The sequence below is a fragment of the Lactobacillus sp. OTU4228 genome (genome assembly GCF_001006945.1).
Taxonomy (GTDB): domain Bacteria; phylum Bacillota; class Bacilli; order Lactobacillales; family Lactobacillaceae; genus Lactobacillus; species Lactobacillus amylovorus.
In genome coordinates this window covers 95,068-111,704 of record NZ_CDLD01000033.1, presented here as the reverse complement: position 1 = coordinate 111,704, position 16,637 = coordinate 95,068, and the positions used below count along the sequence as shown (strand labels likewise).

The following is a 16,637-nucleotide window of genomic DNA, read 5'->3' as shown; positions in this document are numbered from 1 at the left end:
TAGAGACACATGACTTTTTCTTTCTATTTTATTGCAATTCCATCTTCATGATGGCCTTGACAGAGATGATTGCAGGCTGACCTGTAGTGTGGTCTTTAACTTGCAGCATCTTGTTAACCATCGTTTTTTCAGCAGCCGCCATGATTTCAGCGATTGCCTTATTGGCATCAGCTGCAACATAGTCATATTTTTCATCGGCAAAGGTAGAAATAATAATGATAGAGCTTGTAGCTGCTGGAGTAGATTCTTCAACTTTAGGTTGAGGTTCCGTAATTTGTGGCTTTGGCTCAGCTCTCTTGCTGAACTTGATCGCTGGCTTCTTAGGTTCAGTTACTTCAGCTTTTTGCTTTTCTTTATTTTCAGCTTCAGCTTTTTCAATTACTTCATGCAGCGACTTATTAACCGGAATTTCACGCTTAGTGACCACACCAGTCTTATTTGGTAAAAGATCTTGCACAGTTTTACGTGTTTTAAATAAATCAAACACCTTTGGACCATAAATATTGATCGAGCAATGCAGTCCGTTTAGTGGGAAAAACTCTTCTTGCCGGATTCTCGTATCGACTTCGCTACGATCCACGCCAGTCTTTTTCACGATATCATCCGTAGTATAAATCGGATAAATCTGCTTTAAATGTTCAATCGTCGTACTATCTTGGGCACCGATAACCTGTCTAAGCAAGTTCCAGGCATTGCTATCGTAACGTCTGGTTAGTCCATTGCTGGTAACCGGTTTGATCAAGCCTTGCCTTCTTGCGTTGGCAACCAATTTTTGATCGATACTTAAATTGTTGGCTAATTCAAGCTCAGTTAAATTGGAAGTAGGGCGAATTGAATCGATCTCATGATCGATCTCTTCAGTATGAATCTGCTTAGCCAAAGCCCAGTTTTGGTAGTTGGCGATGTAAGTCGATTCGCCTTCTTCTGGGTGGCGCCACATAATGTAGCCCAAAAAGGCATTTGGGTTAGATGGAAGCGGGATAAAATCATGCTCTGTAAGCAATTCAAAGTTGGTTACCATATTGAACGAATTGCTGCTATTTGGTGCAGCTTCGCTATAGAAGCTGATTTGATCATCAGTGCGCAATTCACCTAGCTTCTTAATGTCGCCCACATAAGGCAAGGAATATTTAGCAAAGACCAAGCGACCGCTATCAACGACCTTGACGTCTTTAACCTCTAATTGCGGCATCTTGTGGGCGATGTTTGGAATCTTTACTGCACGGCTACGAACAACCGTAGCAGTGTATTTTTGCTTATTTTTGTCAATTAGTGGCAAAACATCGTCAGATTCGCCTTGTTGCAGATTTTGCAGACGCTGCTGGAACTTTTCATACCGACTTGGTTGGAACTTAGCATCGACATGCGCACCTGTTGAAGCAAATTCAGCGAGATCTTTATTTATAAAGTTTTCACTATAATTCTTCTTCGTCAGATTATTGTTGCTTAGTTCAACCACCCAAGAATCTTGTCTATCATAGGTGCTGACCAATGTTTCGGCTCTATTGGTACCGATGAACATGCCGGCTTTTTTAATATAGGTGGCGGCTAAGCCATATTTGCCCTGACCATATTGTTTAACCTGACTGATACCTTCAATGTAGTCGCCGATTGCCAGCTGTTGGTTATGATGTTCAATGTATTTGATATTTTCAATATTCAGCCAAGCATGGTAGTCGAGAATTTCCACCTTATCTGAGTAGCAGGAGATTTTATCGATCAACAATGAGCCATTGAGATTGGTTTTATTCGGCAAAGTTACATCCCCCAAGACACCGATCCATTTGATCCAAGTGCCAGAGTCAAAGTAAGGCTTTAAGCGAATGTGGATGGAGTTGGGATGCATATATTTATTGAGCTGTTCATCGATGACTTTATTGCGTTCGATATTAAAGGCCGATGCCTTATTTGCTGTTTTTAAATCATTTATTTTTACATAGCTAATATTTAATTGATCTTCTTTAACGTGATTCTTCGAAAGCTTATGCCTATTTTGGTGCAAGAGCTTTTTTAAATTTTCTGGTTTCATAAAAATGCCTTCAATCTACATCTATATTAATAATGCTATCTTTCATTAGTACAAGTTAATCGCCTTCTTTTCCCTTTATTCCTATTATAGTTGAATAAAAAATGTATAGAAAAGATGACACCTTTTGGAAAATCTTAATTACGGTTTTACTAAAATTTTAAAAATCTTGGACATAATAATCTCAAAAAAATGGAGGATATGTTATGGGCTTTTGGACATTTTACGTGTTGCCATTATGCATTTCATTTGTGTTGATGCTCATTGGCATTCATTTACTCAAAGATCGAGCAAAAATTGGCGCATATTTGGTGTACTTTTTAGCAGGAATTAATTGTGTGATTGCCGGCATTTTTGGTGTGTCTTATATTTATGCCTTTGTGCTTGAACTAGTTACGCCAAGTTCGCTTACTAAGTATGGTTGGATGGAATTTTGGAATGATAATGTGATCTTTTTCATTACCACGGTGGTTTTGATTGCGATTAATGTGCTAATTTGGCGTCGGAGCAGGAAAATGCAGTTGAAAATTAGATAAAATATTTGCCATGAGAGCGGCTTTAGATGATAAGATAAAACCTGTTGAAAAAATTTTTTGAGGTGAAGAGAATGACATTACCATTTAAAGCAGTCGCAGTTGACATGGATGGTACCTTTTTGGATGATCGTAAGCAATTTGATCATGAACAATTCGACCAACTTTTAACTGAATTTGAAAAGCGTGGAGTACACTTTATCGTTGCTTCAGGTAGACCTTACGTTAGATTAAAGCAAGACTTCAAGGGCTTTGCTGATAGAATGGACTTTGTAACTTTAAACGGTTCCCGTTTGATCATCAAGGGTAAGGACGCCGCAAGTTACCCAATGAATAGAGCAGACGTTTTAGAACTGCTCGATGACGTTCAAGCTAAATACGGCAAGATGGCAACTATGGTCTTTCAAAAGGATATTGCATACTTGCACAGTGAAATTGACAAGGATGAACGTGACTTCCTGGCATATTTTGCTGGTAATAGTGATGTGATTGATGACTGGAATGATTTGCCAGAAGATGATATTTATCAAATTACTTTTGGTATGGACAGTAAGCACGCCGCAGACGTTGAAGAAGCATTTAATAAAGATCACGAAAATAAGATTTCAGCCTTTGCATCGGCTACTTTTGCCATCGACGTTAATGTAAAAGGCGTAAGTAAAGGTAGTGGTCTTGAACGTTTGCTAGCTAAGATGGACATGACCGGTGACGATTTAATTGCCTTCGGTGATGGCGGCAACGATATCCCAATGCTTGATTTTGCCAAGTATTCTTACGCTATGGCTAACGGTATGGACAAGGTTAAGAAACATGCCAAGTTTATTGCACCGGCCAATACTGAAAATGGTGTATTCAGAGTATTGCAAAAGTACTTGGATGAAGAAAAATAAAAATTATCTTGCAAAATTAAAAATAGATGATATAGTTTAATTAACTTATAGAAACAGAGGATAATTGCTTTATGATTCGCTTTTTGAATCTCTAATACTTGATTTGTTAATTAGAAAATGAACTTTGGCACTTTTTTAGTGTACCCATTTTTTGCAATCAGTATTAGCAGTAGGCGAATCTAAGGCGATTTTTTTATAAAATCGACCTTTATTTGTTGCACTGTTAATTCAAATGCGAATGACAGTGCTTTTTCTTTGCGACAAATCAGATTAGGGATGTAAAACAGTTCGTCAATTAGTTGTAGATAATAACGAGGAAAAATAATGGGTCTAAAAGATTATCTTAAAACAAACTATCAGCGTGCATTTTTAGTACTGTTTTTAATCACGCTCACGCAAGCCACAACTACTTTTTATACTTACTTGACTAGTCCTGAACTTAATGCAATTTCGCAAAGAAAATTTGCCTTATTTATTGAATTAATTGCTGTGCAATTTGTGTTTGGTCAAATTTGCAATTCAAGTTTTAACATTGCAAATATTCAAAATACTAAGCAGACGCAGAATTTATTTCATCAGGTGCGTCAAAATATTGTTAAACATTATTATCGGAAACCAGAAAAAGTGGCTGATATGGAAAATCATCTGGGTAATGATTTGCAGATGATTCAGACAAGCTACTATGATGTTTATTTCTACTTTGCCTGTGATTTGATTTATATCGTTTTTACAATTGGAACTTTATTCACTTTTCACTGGATATTGGTGGCATATAGTCTGGTGATTTCGTTTTTCGCAATTGTAGTGCCTAAGTTATTAGAAAAATATACAAATAAGGCAACGGAAAAAGTATCTTCCAAGAATGCACAGTTTTTGAATTTAATCGAAAATTGGTTCAATGGACTTGAAGAACTTCGGAGATATAAAAATAAATCAATTTTGAAAAAGAAAATTGGTGAATCAAGTCATCAGCTTGAACAAAGCGAATATCAACGTGATAAGTCAATGATTTATGTAGGGATGGTTGCAGCCATTTTTGATGTTATGGGGCGTGTTGGTGTACCAGTAATTGCTGGAATTTTATTTTTCAATCATCAAGTGAGCTTAGGTGCAATTCTAACTGCTGGCTATTTTGCTAATGGGATCTTTTACAGTGTAAATAGTTGTGTAACTAAGTATATTCAGCTTAAATCAACTAAGACCTTGAGAGATCAGCTAGCCAAATTGCAAAAAATTGAAGCAGATAAGAAATATGATTCGATTGATGAAATTGCCTCAATTGAAGTAAAGAATTTGTCTGTTAAATATGAGCATGGTGAGAAGATTGCTTATCCTAATTTTGTCATTAACCGTGGTGAAAAAGTTCTGCTTGTAGGCGATAGCGGTACCGGTAAGTCTACTTTATTAAAAGTATTGTTAGGACAAATTAAGCTAAGCAGTGGTGAGGTAATTTTTAAGAATAAAAATGATGAGCTTATTCATCCAGATTTTAATCAAATAGGCTATCTAGCACAGGATTTAACGATGTTTGACGCATCGATTTTGGAGAATATCACAATGTTTAATTCAAAATTGAACGATCGTGTTAATTCTGCAGTTGAAGCAAATGCTTTTGTTCATGATGAAGAAAAACTAAAGGATGGATTAGCTACTGAAATTGAAGTAAAGCATAATTTGCTTTCAGGCGGACAGCAACAAAAAGTCGTCTTAATGCGGGCAATGGTTCATGAAAAGTCAATTTTATATTTAGATGAAGCAACTAGTGCGATTGATCAAAAGGGTGCGACGAAGATTTTACGTAATTTAACGCAGGGCAAAGAAACACTTTTGATGATTGCACACAACTTGAGTGAAGAGCAAAGGGCGTTGTTTGATCGTGAAATTCACTTGGAGGGTAAATAATGAGCTGGAAAGAATTGTTCAAATTAAATCCGTGGAGTTTTAGCATTGCACTTTTACTTCAAATGGCCGGTGCAGCAGGTGAAATTGGGGTAGCTTACTTTTTAACGCTGCAATTTAATGCAGTACGTAATCGCAACTTACAGATGTTCATCTTTTGGACCGTTTTGCAGATTGTCTGTTACGTTTTCGTCTATCTTTTTTATAATGTTGCGGGAATTATCTGGCAAAAGCACGTGCAAAGGTATCTTCATTTGATTAGGCAAGAATTGACGGATCATTATTTTGAAGATGGTAAGAGTCATCATGCGGGCAGCGTGCAGAACAGAATGACTAATGATTTAACGTTGCTACACAATGATTATCTAAACTCATTTCGTTATGTGGCAGGGATGCTCGTTAGCGTGTTTAGCGTAGCCCTTACACTGTTTACATTTCAATGGAGCTTACTTCTTGCGTGTTTAATTTTTGCGGCAGTGCAGATTTATTTGCCTAAACTGATGGATAAGCAATTACAGAAGGTTACCAGTCTAGTATCTGATGCAAATAAAAAGTATCTGAAGACATTGGGTGATTGGCTCATTGGTTTTTCAGAACTGCGCAGATATTTAGCAGGACAAAAGTTGTTCGACGTGATTGCTAAGAGTTCAGGTAAATTGGAAAATGCTAACGTTGAAAAACAAAAGGTAGATCAAAAACTGGACTATTTAAATCAATTAGCTTATTCAGTTGGGGATGCATTGATTTTCCTGTTAACTGGATTTTTGGTGGTTAATAATTGGGCTGCTTTTGGTTTAATTGCAAGTATTGGTAACTTTAGTTCAGCGATGTTTGCTTCGCTTCAAGGAATAGCTGATTATGGCGGTCGAATGAAGGCAACTAAGGATTTGCGTAAGCAAATTTTACAGGCCAGGAAAAAGATCATTGATGAAAAATCGGTTGATTTGAAACAGCCAGTGTCGTTTTCAACTAAAGGTTTAGCTATCAAATTTAAGAACGGTGAAGAAGTAGCTTTCCCTGATATTCAAGTTAATGCTGGTGAAAAGGTCTTACTTACTGGTGACTCTGGTTCTGGCAAGAGTACTTTATTTAAGTTGATTTTAGGCGAAGAAAAAGCCACTCGTGGTGAAATTGAATACTTTGATGAGAGTGGGAAAGTAGTTAAGCCAGATTTAGCCGAAATTGGTTATTTGCCACAATTTCCAGTGCTGTTCCCAGCGACGATTGCCGAGAATATTACTATGTTTAATGATAAACTAGAACAATTTGTTTCTGGAGCAATTAACGATGTGCAGCTAGCTAGTGACGTATCGAAGTTTCCAGATGGAATTGAAACAGAAATTGATTTGAATAAATTAAACGTTTCAGGTGGTCAAAGGCAAAAAATAGTTTTAGCTCGTAGTAAGGTTCATGATAGTAAGCTAATCTTGATTGATGAAGGAACAAGTGCAATTGACCAAGCTGCAACAATGAGAATTTTGAAACGATTAGTTAAAACCGACGCCACGATTGTGTTTATCGCACATAATTTTAATGATGAGATGCAGAAGATCTTTGATCATGAAATCTGTTTAACTAGATAAAAAAATGCCGACAATCAAAGCGTAAAGCAAAGATTATCGGCATTTTTCTTTGGCCTATTTTTTGCAACAAAAAAGCAACGTCCACAAGCGTTGCTACTTTGGTGATCCGGGTGAGATTCGAACCCACGACCCACAGTTTAGAAGACTGTTGCTCTATCCAGCTGAGCTACCAGACCATCTGTATGTTTGTATGTCCTCAACAGAACATAAACTATTATAGGGAATACCCATTTAAAATGCAAGGGATATTTTAAAAAAATTATTTTTTTATTTTAAATCCGGGTTTTTATTTTAAAGCAAGTATAATTAAAGTGTGATCAATAAATAATAGAAAAGAGAAGCATTATGGAACTTTCACAGAGACTTAAAAAGTTTGTCACAGAGTATCGTGCGAGATGCAAAAAGAGCGACGACGAACGTGACAAAGATTTGCCACATGATATTCCCGAGGTTGAACGGATCGATGACTTATCATACGGCTCAGACAAATGGCATACCTTAGATGTTTATCTGCCTAAAAAGACTGATGAGCCATTTCCTGTCATCATCAATATCCACGGTGGTGGTTGGGTTTACGGCACCAAAGAAACTTACCAATATTACGGCATGAATCTGGCTAAGCATGGTTTTGCCTTCATTAACCCTAACTACCGACTTGCCCCAGAAAACGCCGAATTTCCTGATGAGTTGGACGATGTCGACCGTTACATGCACTGGGTCGATGACCATGCAGAAGAATATCGTTTAGATAGAAACAATGTCTTCATCGTTGGCGACAGTGCCGGTGGTCAAATGGCTGAACAATATGTAACGATTTTGACTAATCCAGACTATGCCAAATTGTTCCCATACAAGCCGCTTAACTTAAAGTTTAGAGCAGTTGGACTTAACTGTGCTGCTTCATTTGTTTTAACTCCCGAAAGTCTTGATGGTCTTGAGAGTCTTTACTTCATTCCTAAAGCAGTTGATAAGTATCACGAACAACTTGACGTTGAAAAGTATATTAACTCTAATTTCTTGCCAACATTCTTAATTACTTCAAATAATGATTTCTTGCATGATATGCAGTTTACTTTATTTGGCTTCTTATTAGGTCGCGGCGTGCATGCAATTTGTAAATCATATGGCGATAAAGATCATCCTCGTGGCCATGTCTTTTTCGTAAATCAAAAGGATGAATTAGCCGATATTGCTAACGATGAAGAACTTGAATTCTTTAGAGAACACATGAAGAAGGATTAATATGATTAAATTTTATGGTTATAAACGTTGTTCTACTTCAAAGAAAGCGCAAAAGTGGTTAGACGATCATGACGTAAAGTATGAGTTCCAAGATTTAGTTGAACAGCCACCTAAAAAAGAAGACTTGATTAAGTGGATGACTAAGTATCAAGATCGCGGTTTAAGATACTTTTTCAATACATCTGGTCAACATTACCGCCAGCAGAAATTAAAGGACAAAATTCCTGATATGACGATTGAAGAAGCTGCCGAGATGATGTCCAAAGATGGCAAACTGATTAAGCGTCCGCTTGTTGTCGGCGATGATCATTTAACTTGTGGTTTTAGAGAAAATATTTATGAAGAAACTTGGCTGTAAAGCTTTTGGCTTTGTATGATACAAAATTATGACAAAGATTAAGCTAACCTTACATCTAGAGCGAATCTATTGACTAAAATCTCAAACGAGCTTATCCTAAATTTGATTTCGTATTACTAGGAAGATCAACAAGTGTGAATTTGAATTTTTTCACATAGTGGAGGACGAGAAGATTGACTACAACCAAAAAATTAATTATTAAATTGGCATGTGCAACCGTATTAGAAACTGCAGGAGTGGCAGTAACTCAAATTAATCGACCACAAATTACTGTTCAAGCATCAACTACATCTGTTGCAGCACGTTCACTTGGTGTGGACGTTGCCAGTTACCAAAATGCTGACTTATCAAGTCATGCTCAAGCAGGTGCACAATTTGCTATCGTTAAGGTAAGTGAAGGTACTTCATACCGTAACCCTAAGGCTTCAAGCCAAATTTCTACAGCTATTTCTAACAATATGATGCCAATGGCATACCACTTTGCTACTTTTAGTTCTAACTCAAGTGCTGCTGTAGCAGAAGCAAACTATGCTGTTAAGGCAGCGCAAGCATTTGGTTTACCAAAGGGTTCATATATTGCTTGTGACTATGAAACTGGCCAAGGCAACAACATTTATGGTGGTAAGACGCCAACTGCTAACGCAATCATTGCATTCATGGACACAATCAAGGCAGCTGGTTACCAACCACTTCTTTACGCAAGTTCATCAGTTTTGCAAAACAACATTGATACCAGCAGCGTAATTGCTGAGTACCCTAACTCATTATGGGTAGCTTCATATGCTATTTCAGGTAGAATTGATAATCCTAACTTTAATTACTTCCCATCAATGGACGGTGTATCAATTTGGCAATTTACTGATAACTGGCGCGGACTAAGCGTTGATGGTAACGTTGCTGTTCTTCCATTATCAATTAACGGTAATGTAACTTCTAACAACGGTGCTGTTTCACAAGCTCCTTCAAGCAGTAATTCAAATACTACTAATAACTCAAATTCTTCATCTACTGACAATAAGACTGATTCAACTCCAACTGAACCAGCAACTTCTGCTTACGTAATGAAGAAGGCCTACATTTACAACAAGAAGGGTGAACGTCAAAGTGGCTACTACGCAGCTTACTACGGCATTCAATACTACGGCTCAACTGTAACTTTGGATAATGGCAAGACTGCTCTTAAGGTTGGCAATGACCGTTATGTAATGGCAAGCAACGTTTTAGGTAACTCACGTGTTATGAGACGCAATGCTTATATCTACAACCACGCAGGAAGACGTGCAAACTGGAGAGTTTTGAGAAAAGGTACTCCAGTTAAGACTTACGGTTCACGCTTTAACATTAACGGTAAGTACTACTACCGTATTGGTAAGGGCTTATACGTTAAGTCAGCTAATTTCTAAAAAAAGATAAATATCTATTTAGCGCGAGTGAATATGCGCGCGCTTTTTTTGTATAATAAAAGTACCTAAGCAACGCTTAGGTATTTTTTTAATTAAGGTGAAATAAATTTTGAAAAAATTAGCAACATTAGTTTTGCTTAGCTTGGCATTCGCGTTGACGGGATGCACGATGAATAAAAATAATACTAATTCAGATTCATCAGTAAAAACAGTTAAGCGAAATAAAACAAGGGAGAGCTTGCCCCAAAAGAAATATCAAGTATTGGAGCAAGATTGGAATATCAATCAAGATGGCGTCAATATTTATGGTCGATTGTACTTGCCCCAAAATTTACCAGGTAAGAAAAAGGCGGTCATTTTATCGCACGGCTTAGCTGGCAACTACCGTGATGTAACTAAATATGCACAATATTTGGCAGGTCAGGGTTATGTCGCTTATGCTTTTGATTATCCTGGTGGTGCCAAAAATGGCTGCAGCACAGGCGTTGGTCAATTGAATATGTCGATTTTTACGGAGGAGCAAAATCTAAAGACAGTTTTAAATGCAGTTAGAAATAGAAGCGATGTTGATCGCTATCAGGTATCGCTGTTAGGTGAAAGCCAGGGCGGGGCCGTTTCCGCGATGCTTGCTTCTAAATATCCAAAAGAAGTTAAGTCATTAATTTTGCTTTACCCTGCATTTTCAATTACTGATTATGCGCAGGTTGCCTTTAAATCAATTAATCGCGTGCCTGATACGTTGAATCTGTTTGGTTTTACAGTGGGTAAGAATTACTTTGCTAAACTGTTTAATTATGACTTGTTAAAATCCGCCACTAAATACAATGGTCCTGTACTGATCATGCATGGTACAGACGATATCATTGTGCCTGAAACATATTCAGAGAAGGCTAATAAGAAGTTTAAGCATTCGAAATTATATATTTTCAAGCATGCTGGTCATGACTTTAAGGGTAAATATGTGACGCGTGCTAACCGCTTGATTACCGATTTTTTGAAGAAAAATTGAGGATAGATATGAAAAAGGAGGTTCTTAGTTTACTGGCTTTTTTTGGGAGCCTGGACGCTTAATTTTAATTTGAAAACTGATAAGTATCGTAATCGCTTATTTGATGCATATGTTCGAGATAAAGTAGATGAATCAAAGCTCGAAATTCTAGCTGCAGCCGAAGTTTTTGGTTAATTTTCTGCTATAATTGAAGCAAATTCATAAAGATAGGGAGTTGAATATTATGCCATTTGTACATATTGAATTAATTAAAGGGCGTTCAGACGAACAAATCACTAATTTGATGAAGGACGTTACCGAAGCAGTTCACAAGAATACTGGTGCTCCTAAGGAACACATCCACGTAATCATCAATGAATTAGGTAAGCATTCATACGGCCAAGGCGGCGAATGGAGAGCCTAAACAAAAAATGATCTTCTATTTTGGTAGAAGATCATTTTTCTTTGCTTATTTTTGTTTAACTTAATTTAACAGTCCAACCATATTTGTCTTCAAGATCGCCAAATTGAATGCCAGTTAAAGTATCATACAGTTTTTGGGTGATCGGACCAGCTTCAGTTTCACTACCAAAGACGTACTTTTTACCTTGATAAGTGAGTGAGCCGACTGGTGAAATTACAGCAGCTGTCCCCATTGCGCCAGCTTCTGCGAAGCGATCGACGTCCTCGATTGGAATCTTAGTTTCGACTGGATCAAGATCTAAGTCTTTAGCAATCTTTAAGATAGAGCGTTTGGTAATTGAAGGTAAAATTGAGTCTGATTTTGGTGTTTGGAATTGGCCATCTTTAGTAATGCCATAGAAGTTCGCACCGCCGAATTCATCGATATATTTGTGATCTTTTGGATCAAGGTAAAGGGCATCGGCAAAACCATTCTTTTTGGCAATCAATGATGGCATCAAGCTGCTGGCGTAGTTGCCGGCAGTTTTTGCTTGTCCAGTACCAAATGGTGCAGCACGATCGTAGTCGCTGACCTCATATGGCATTGGTTTCAAACCTTTAATATAGGCGCCAACGGGAGTGGCATAAATTCTGAATTGATAAGTTTCAGAAGGTGAAACGCCGACAATTGGCTGAGTTCCCATCATAAATGGACGAAGGTAGAGCGTACCACCTGAGCCGTAAGGAGGGACGAAATCTTGGTTGGCTAAAACGACTTCTTTAACTGCTTTAATGAATTCATCTTCTGGATAAGGCTCCATCAAAAGACGCTTAGCAGAATTTGCCATTCTTTTGGCATTTTGGTCAGGTCTAAATAAGTTAATGCCGCCATCTTTTCTGCGGTAGGCCTTTAAACCTTCAAAGATTTCCTGACCGTAGTGGAGTTCTTCAGCTGCTTCATTAAAAGTGATAGTAGAGTCTTGCGTCAAATGACCGCCTTGCCATTTACCATCTTTAAATTCATCTACCCAGCGATAGGGTAAGTCATGATATTTGAAGCCAAGCTTGTTCCAATCCAAGTCTTCTGGACGAGTTTTAGTCATAAAAATGCCTCCTCATATTTTTAAAGTGCTTTTTCGTTAAATTATAGTTAGATTAAGCTTAAAATACAACTGATAACTTTATATTTTAGTTTTAATTATTAAAAGTAAGCATATAATAGATAGGATGTAAATTTGGGAAAAGTGGTGAAACTATGTACGATTATCGAAATAATATCAAAATTATTTTAAATAAAACTGACGCAGATGATAAAAGCTTAGCCAATAGTTTAAACGCAATTAAGGCAATTCTTGCTATGGCAGAAGGTGGCACAGCTGGAAAAGCGGCACTTAAAAAGGAAGCTCCTAAGCCTAAGAAGATGGCTAACACACAATCAATCGCACAAAGAAACGCAGATTTAAAGCAATTTAAGCAATTATTGATGGGCTTGACTGAATTAATTGAAACACCTGGTGATGAGGCTGCTAAGAAGAAGTCACTTGAAGCCTTGCACAAGATTACTTTTGTTCCTGGCGTGGGCAAACGTTATGGTAATGTACTCGGCAAACTTGACCAGGCCATTCAGAAGTCTAAGACTACAACAGAAGCAGTTAACAAGAAAATCTTTGAAGACGCCTTAAAGCCTAAGGAAGAACCTAAGCGTGACTATCGTAAGGGAAGACGTTACACAGTTATTCGGACTCTTTCGGGATGCAATTTGATTAATGATAATGGTCAAATTGTTTTTAGAATCAAGGAATCACAAATACACTCCTTGAACTTAAAGAGTGGCGATATTGTCGAAGCCTTAGAAGATAAGGACAATCCAAACTATGAAGCAGAAGTGCTGCGTGTGGTTGGTTATCGCAAATTGCGCGCACGTGATTACGATCCAATTGAAGAGTTCCGTTATGCGGTAGTTCAAGGAAAGACTGGCCAGTTAGCAATTACGCGCAATATTAAGGGTGAAAAACTGCGCATTCGTGGCAAAGAAGTAACTATTCCGGTTGACTCTAGTTATTATCAAGGCGAAAATATTCACCTCGAAGATGGTTCGATTGTAGATCTTGCCTGGTACACAGGGGATGTGAGAATTAAGAAGAATCCAAGTGATGCCGTTCAAATTCGCTGGATTTATCAAGTAGATCCGCCAAAGAAGTCTGATTTATCTTATAAGAAGAAAGACAAATCCAAGAAGGATAACGCGGAAGAATTAACCAAGCTGGACATGAATCTGCACTATCAAAGAGTCGGCATTGCGATTGGTAACAACCAAAATGAAGGTATTCTCGAAGGCATCGTTACTAGATACAATGGTATTCCTATTCCAATTGATGCTTTTGAAGGCAAAAAGAAGATCATGGAGCGGCAAATCAAGGATCTTGATATCGTGATCCTGATGACCGCATATGCCGCTCACGATGCAACTTGGAACATCCAAGAATTTGCCTCAAAATATGGCGTGAAATTTGCTGTTTCTTCATCTAAAGGATATCGTTCTTTTGAACGTGCACTTTATCGGGCTGAAAATGGCTTGCCAGCTTATGAAGGAATACAATCCATTGAATATAAAGAAGCAGAGACTAAGTAATTTATAGTAAATTATTGCTATCCGCTGAAAACCGTTGTATTATATAAGAGTTGTATTTGTGGGGACCTCCACATCTGCAACCGCACGGCTTGGGGTTAGAAGTCTTCTTGAGTAAGAAGCACCTCAGTTCGGCGAGTCTAAGTATTTTTTCGGAGGTGTACAAATGTACGCAATTATTAAGACCGGTGGTAAGCAATACAAAGTTGCAGAAGGCGACAGCGTATTTGTAGAAAAGCTTGATGCTGAAGAAGGCAGCGAAGTAACTTTTGACGAAGTTATCCTTGTAGCTAATGGTGACGACGTTAAGGTTGGTACTCCATTAGTAGATGGTGCTAAGGTAACTGCTAAAGTTGAAAAGCAAGGTAAGGAAAAGAAAGTTGTAACTTTCAAGTACAAGCCTAAGAAGCACTCACACAGCAAGTATGGTCACCGTCAACCTTACACTAAGGTTACAGTTGAAAAGATTGAAGCTTAATTTTCAGAGGTGAAATGATTATGAATATTTTAGGTATGAAATTATTTGCCCACCACAAGGGTGGCGGTTCTACTGCCAACGGTCGTAACTCAGCTGGTCGTCGTTTAGGCGCTAAGGCTGGTGACGGTCAATCAATCCACGCAGGTTCAATTATTTACCGTCAACGTGGTACTAAGATTCACCCAGGCAAGAACGTAGGTCAAGGTGGAGACGACACTTTATTTGCACTTGTTAACGGCGTTGTTAAGTTTGAACGTCTTGGCAAGTTCAAGAAGCAAGTTTCTGTATACCCAGCTGAAGAAGCTAAGTAATTCAGAAGATAATTAAGGAGACGAATGGTTAAGACCATTCGTCTTTTTTGTAACCTTTTTCAAGTATTAGAGTTGAAATTCTAGTATAATAGATTCAAATTATACTATGCAAAGAAGGTTCTGATTATGGAAGAAAAGCAACAATTATTATCATTGATTAATAACCGAATTAATCATGTTACAGACTTGATTAAAGAGCACGATGCCGATGCAATGATCATCTTTAATCAAGCTAATTATCGTTATCTCACCAATTTTACCGGTGAAGAAGCTCAACTTATTTTAACTGCCGCAGGTGAACGTACTCTTTTGTCAGATTCACGCTTTGCAGGACAAATTAAGGCCCAAGCTCCAGGTGAAATGGATGTTGTTATGAAACACTCCAGTGATTACGAAGAACTTACTAAGGCCCTTAAAAAGCTTAATGTGAAGAAAGTTTTAGTTGAAGGCGAATTTGTTTCAGCTGCTGAATTTGCTAAGTTAAAGGAACTTAATCCTGACATCGATTTTGAAATGGTCGAGGAATTGGTTGAACGTGTCCGCAATGTTAAGGATGAATTAGAAATTGCCGCATTGCGTAAAGCAATCAATATTTCAATGGAAAGCTTTAAGGCAATTTTGCCAATGATCAAACCAGGCGTAAAAGAACGTGCAGTTGGTGCTAAACTTGATTATTTATTCAAAGTTAATGGCGGAGATGGTCCTGACTTTGATACAATTATAGCTTCTGGTGTTCGCTCAGCTTGGGCCCACGGTGTGGCCAGCGATAAAGAGATTGAAGAAGGTGACATGATTGTCATCGACTTCGGTAGTTTTTACCATGGTTATGCTGCTGATATTACGCGTACCGTTTCCTTAGGTGAAGTAGATCCTGAAATGCACAAAATTTACGATATTGTGCATGAAGCACAACGTCGCGGAATAGAAGCTGCAGTTGTCGGTAATACCGGTCATGACGTTGATAAGGCAGCACGTGATTACATCACCGAACAAGGTTATGGCGAATACTTTGGCCACGGTATTGGTCACGGAATTGGTCTAGAAATTCATGAACTTTGTCAGCCAGCTTTGCCATTTAGAACCACTAAATTAGTTAACAACATGGTCCACACTGTTGAACCAGGTATTTACTTGCCTGACAAGGGTGGGGTTAGAATCGAAGATGATATTTTGGTTCATGATCAAACTCCAGAAACGCTTTCAACTTTGCCTAAAGATGAACTAATTTCTTTATAGTTGTAATTTTAATAGGTTGAAGTTATAGCCAAAACCGTTTAAGATTGGTAAGATATTATTGTAGAAATGAGGGACTTAATATGACAATGATTTCAGTAAATGAATTCAAGAATGGCCTTACTATTCAATACAACAATGATTTATGGCGCATTGTTGAATTCCAACATGTAAAACCAGGTAAAGGTAGTGCTTTTGTTCGTTCAAAGCTTAAGAGCTTGAGAACTGGTGCTGTACAAGAATATACTTTCCGCTCAACTGCTAAGGTTGAAACTGCAGATATTCAAACTAAGTCAATGCAATACTTGTACAACGATGGTTCAAGCTACGTATTCATGGATACTTCAACTTATGACCAATTGGCAATTCCAAATGAACAAATTGGCGATGAATCCAAGTACTTGCTTGAAAACATGGTTGTTAGCGTAATTATGCACGATGGTGAAACTTTAGGTATTCAATTACCTAACACTGTTGATTTGAAGGTTGCTAAGACTGAACCTAACATCAAGGGTGATACTTCATCAGGTGGTGGTAAGCCAGCTACTATGGAAACTGGTTTGGTAGTTAACGTACCATTCTTCATTAACGAAGGCGATGTTTTAACTATTAACACTTCTGACGGTACTTACGTATCACGTGCTAATAAGTAGTTTTTGAGG

16 protein-coding genes, 1 tRNA gene and 1 other annotated feature are annotated in these 16,637 nt (G+C 37.8%); of the genes, 14 read left to right on the top strand and 3 right to left on the bottom strand.

What is annotated here, in order from left to right; genetic code table 11:
• Positions 1-28: 28 nt before the first annotated feature.
• Complete coding sequence (locus BN1206_RS06385) at positions 29-2,029, bottom strand: hypothetical protein (protein WP_052543079.1); 2,001 nt, start codon at positions 2,027-2,029, stop codon at positions 29-31.
• Positions 2,030-2,232: 203 nt separating this feature from the next.
• Here BN1206_RS06385 and BN1206_RS06380 point away from each other — a divergent pair, with 203 nt between their 5' ends.
• The 4 genes from BN1206_RS06380 (at position 2,233) to BN1206_RS06365 (ending at position 6,931) form a co-directional block, all read left to right on the top strand.
• Positions 2,233-2,562, top strand: a complete 330-nt coding sequence (locus BN1206_RS06380; RefSeq protein WP_052543078.1) for a hypothetical protein — start codon at positions 2,233-2,235, stop codon at positions 2,560-2,562.
• 71 nt (positions 2,563-2,633) lie between these two features.
• Complete coding sequence (locus BN1206_RS06375; RefSeq protein WP_052543077.1) at positions 2,634-3,449, top strand: Cof-type HAD-IIB family hydrolase; 816 nt, start codon at positions 2,634-2,636, stop codon at positions 3,447-3,449.
• Positions 3,450-3,773: 324 nt separating this feature from the next.
• Positions 3,774-5,351 (top strand): ATP-binding cassette domain-containing protein, encoded by a 1,578-nt coding sequence (locus BN1206_RS06370; RefSeq protein WP_052543076.1) that lies wholly within the window; start codon positions 3,774-3,776, stop codon positions 5,349-5,351.
• A complete protein-coding gene (locus BN1206_RS06365; RefSeq protein WP_052543075.1) occupies positions 5,351-6,931 on the top strand; it encodes an ATP-binding cassette domain-containing protein in 1,581 nt (526 codons plus the stop codon). The genes BN1206_RS06370 and BN1206_RS06365 overlap by 1 nt, the downstream gene beginning before the upstream one ends.
• A 99-nt stretch (positions 6,932-7,030) precedes the next feature.
• Here BN1206_RS06365 and BN1206_RS06360 read toward each other — a convergent pair.
• Positions 7,031-7,107, bottom strand: a tRNA-Arg gene (locus BN1206_RS06360).
• Between the two features lie 169 nt (positions 7,108-7,276).
• Between BN1206_RS06360 and BN1206_RS06355 the strand changes: the two genes are divergently transcribed.
• The 5 genes from BN1206_RS06355 (at position 7,277) to BN1206_RS06330 (ending at position 11,346) form a co-directional block, all read left to right on the top strand.
• Entirely contained in the window at positions 7,277-8,173 is an 897-nt protein-coding gene (locus BN1206_RS06355) for an alpha/beta hydrolase (RefSeq protein ID WP_013642186.1), read from the top strand.
• 1 nt (position 8,174) lies between these two features.
• On the top strand, positions 8,175-8,531 hold the full coding sequence (locus BN1206_RS06350; RefSeq protein ID WP_052543074.1) for an arsenate reductase family protein: 357 nt from the start codon (positions 8,175-8,177) through the stop codon (positions 8,529-8,531).
• A gap of 173 nt (positions 8,532-8,704) precedes the next feature.
• The gene (locus BN1206_RS06345) at positions 8,705-9,934 is read left to right on the top strand and encodes a GH25 family lysozyme (RefSeq protein WP_052543073.1); all 1,230 of its coding nucleotides are present in this window, start codon (positions 8,705-8,707) and stop codon (positions 9,932-9,934) included.
• Positions 9,935-10,103: 169 nt separating this feature from the next.
• Entirely contained in the window at positions 10,104-10,943 is an 840-nt protein-coding gene (locus BN1206_RS06340) for an alpha/beta hydrolase (protein WP_013438211.1), read from the top strand.
• A gap of 223 nt (positions 10,944-11,166) precedes the next feature.
• Positions 11,167-11,346 (top strand): 2-hydroxymuconate tautomerase, encoded by a 180-nt coding sequence (locus BN1206_RS06330; RefSeq protein ID WP_003547962.1) that lies wholly within the window; start codon positions 11,167-11,169, stop codon positions 11,344-11,346.
• 55 nt (positions 11,347-11,401) lie between these two features.
• Here the strand turns inward: BN1206_RS06330 and BN1206_RS06325 are convergent, their stop codons facing one another.
• A complete protein-coding gene (locus tag BN1206_RS06325; protein WP_013438209.1) occupies positions 11,402-12,427 on the bottom strand; it encodes a branched-chain amino acid aminotransferase in 1,026 nt (341 codons plus the stop codon).
• Between the two features lie 152 nt (positions 12,428-12,579).
• On the opposite strand from BN1206_RS06325, the gene BN1206_RS06320 reads away from it, so the two are divergent.
• The 5 genes from BN1206_RS06320 (at position 12,580) to efp (ending at position 16,628) form a co-directional block, all read left to right on the top strand.
• Positions 12,580-13,956, top strand: coding sequence for a DUF2325 domain-containing protein (locus BN1206_RS06320; RefSeq protein ID WP_052543072.1), 1,377 nt, complete (start codon positions 12,580-12,582; stop codon positions 13,954-13,956).
• 68 nt (positions 13,957-14,024) lie between these two features.
• Positions 14,025-14,105 (top strand) — a sequence feature (ribosomal protein L21 leader region).
• A gap of 14 nt (positions 14,106-14,119) precedes the next feature.
• Entirely contained in the window at positions 14,120-14,431 is a 312-nt protein-coding gene (rplU, locus tag BN1206_RS06315; RefSeq protein WP_013642181.1) for a 50S ribosomal protein L21, read from the top strand.
• 20 nt (positions 14,432-14,451) lie between these two features.
• Positions 14,452-14,742: a 50S ribosomal protein L27 gene (rpmA, locus tag BN1206_RS06310; protein ID WP_013438206.1), complete on the top strand. Its 291-nt coding sequence runs from the start codon at positions 14,452-14,454 to the stop codon at positions 14,740-14,742.
• Between the two features lie 126 nt (positions 14,743-14,868).
• Positions 14,869-15,978 (top strand): M24 family metallopeptidase, encoded by a 1,110-nt coding sequence (locus BN1206_RS06305; protein WP_052543071.1) that lies wholly within the window; start codon positions 14,869-14,871, stop codon positions 15,976-15,978.
• 80 nt (positions 15,979-16,058) lie between these two features.
• Positions 16,059-16,628: an elongation factor P gene (gene efp, locus BN1206_RS06300; protein ID WP_013438204.1), complete on the top strand. Its 570-nt coding sequence runs from the start codon at positions 16,059-16,061 to the stop codon at positions 16,626-16,628.
• The last annotated feature ends 9 nt before the right edge of the window (positions 16,629-16,637 follow it).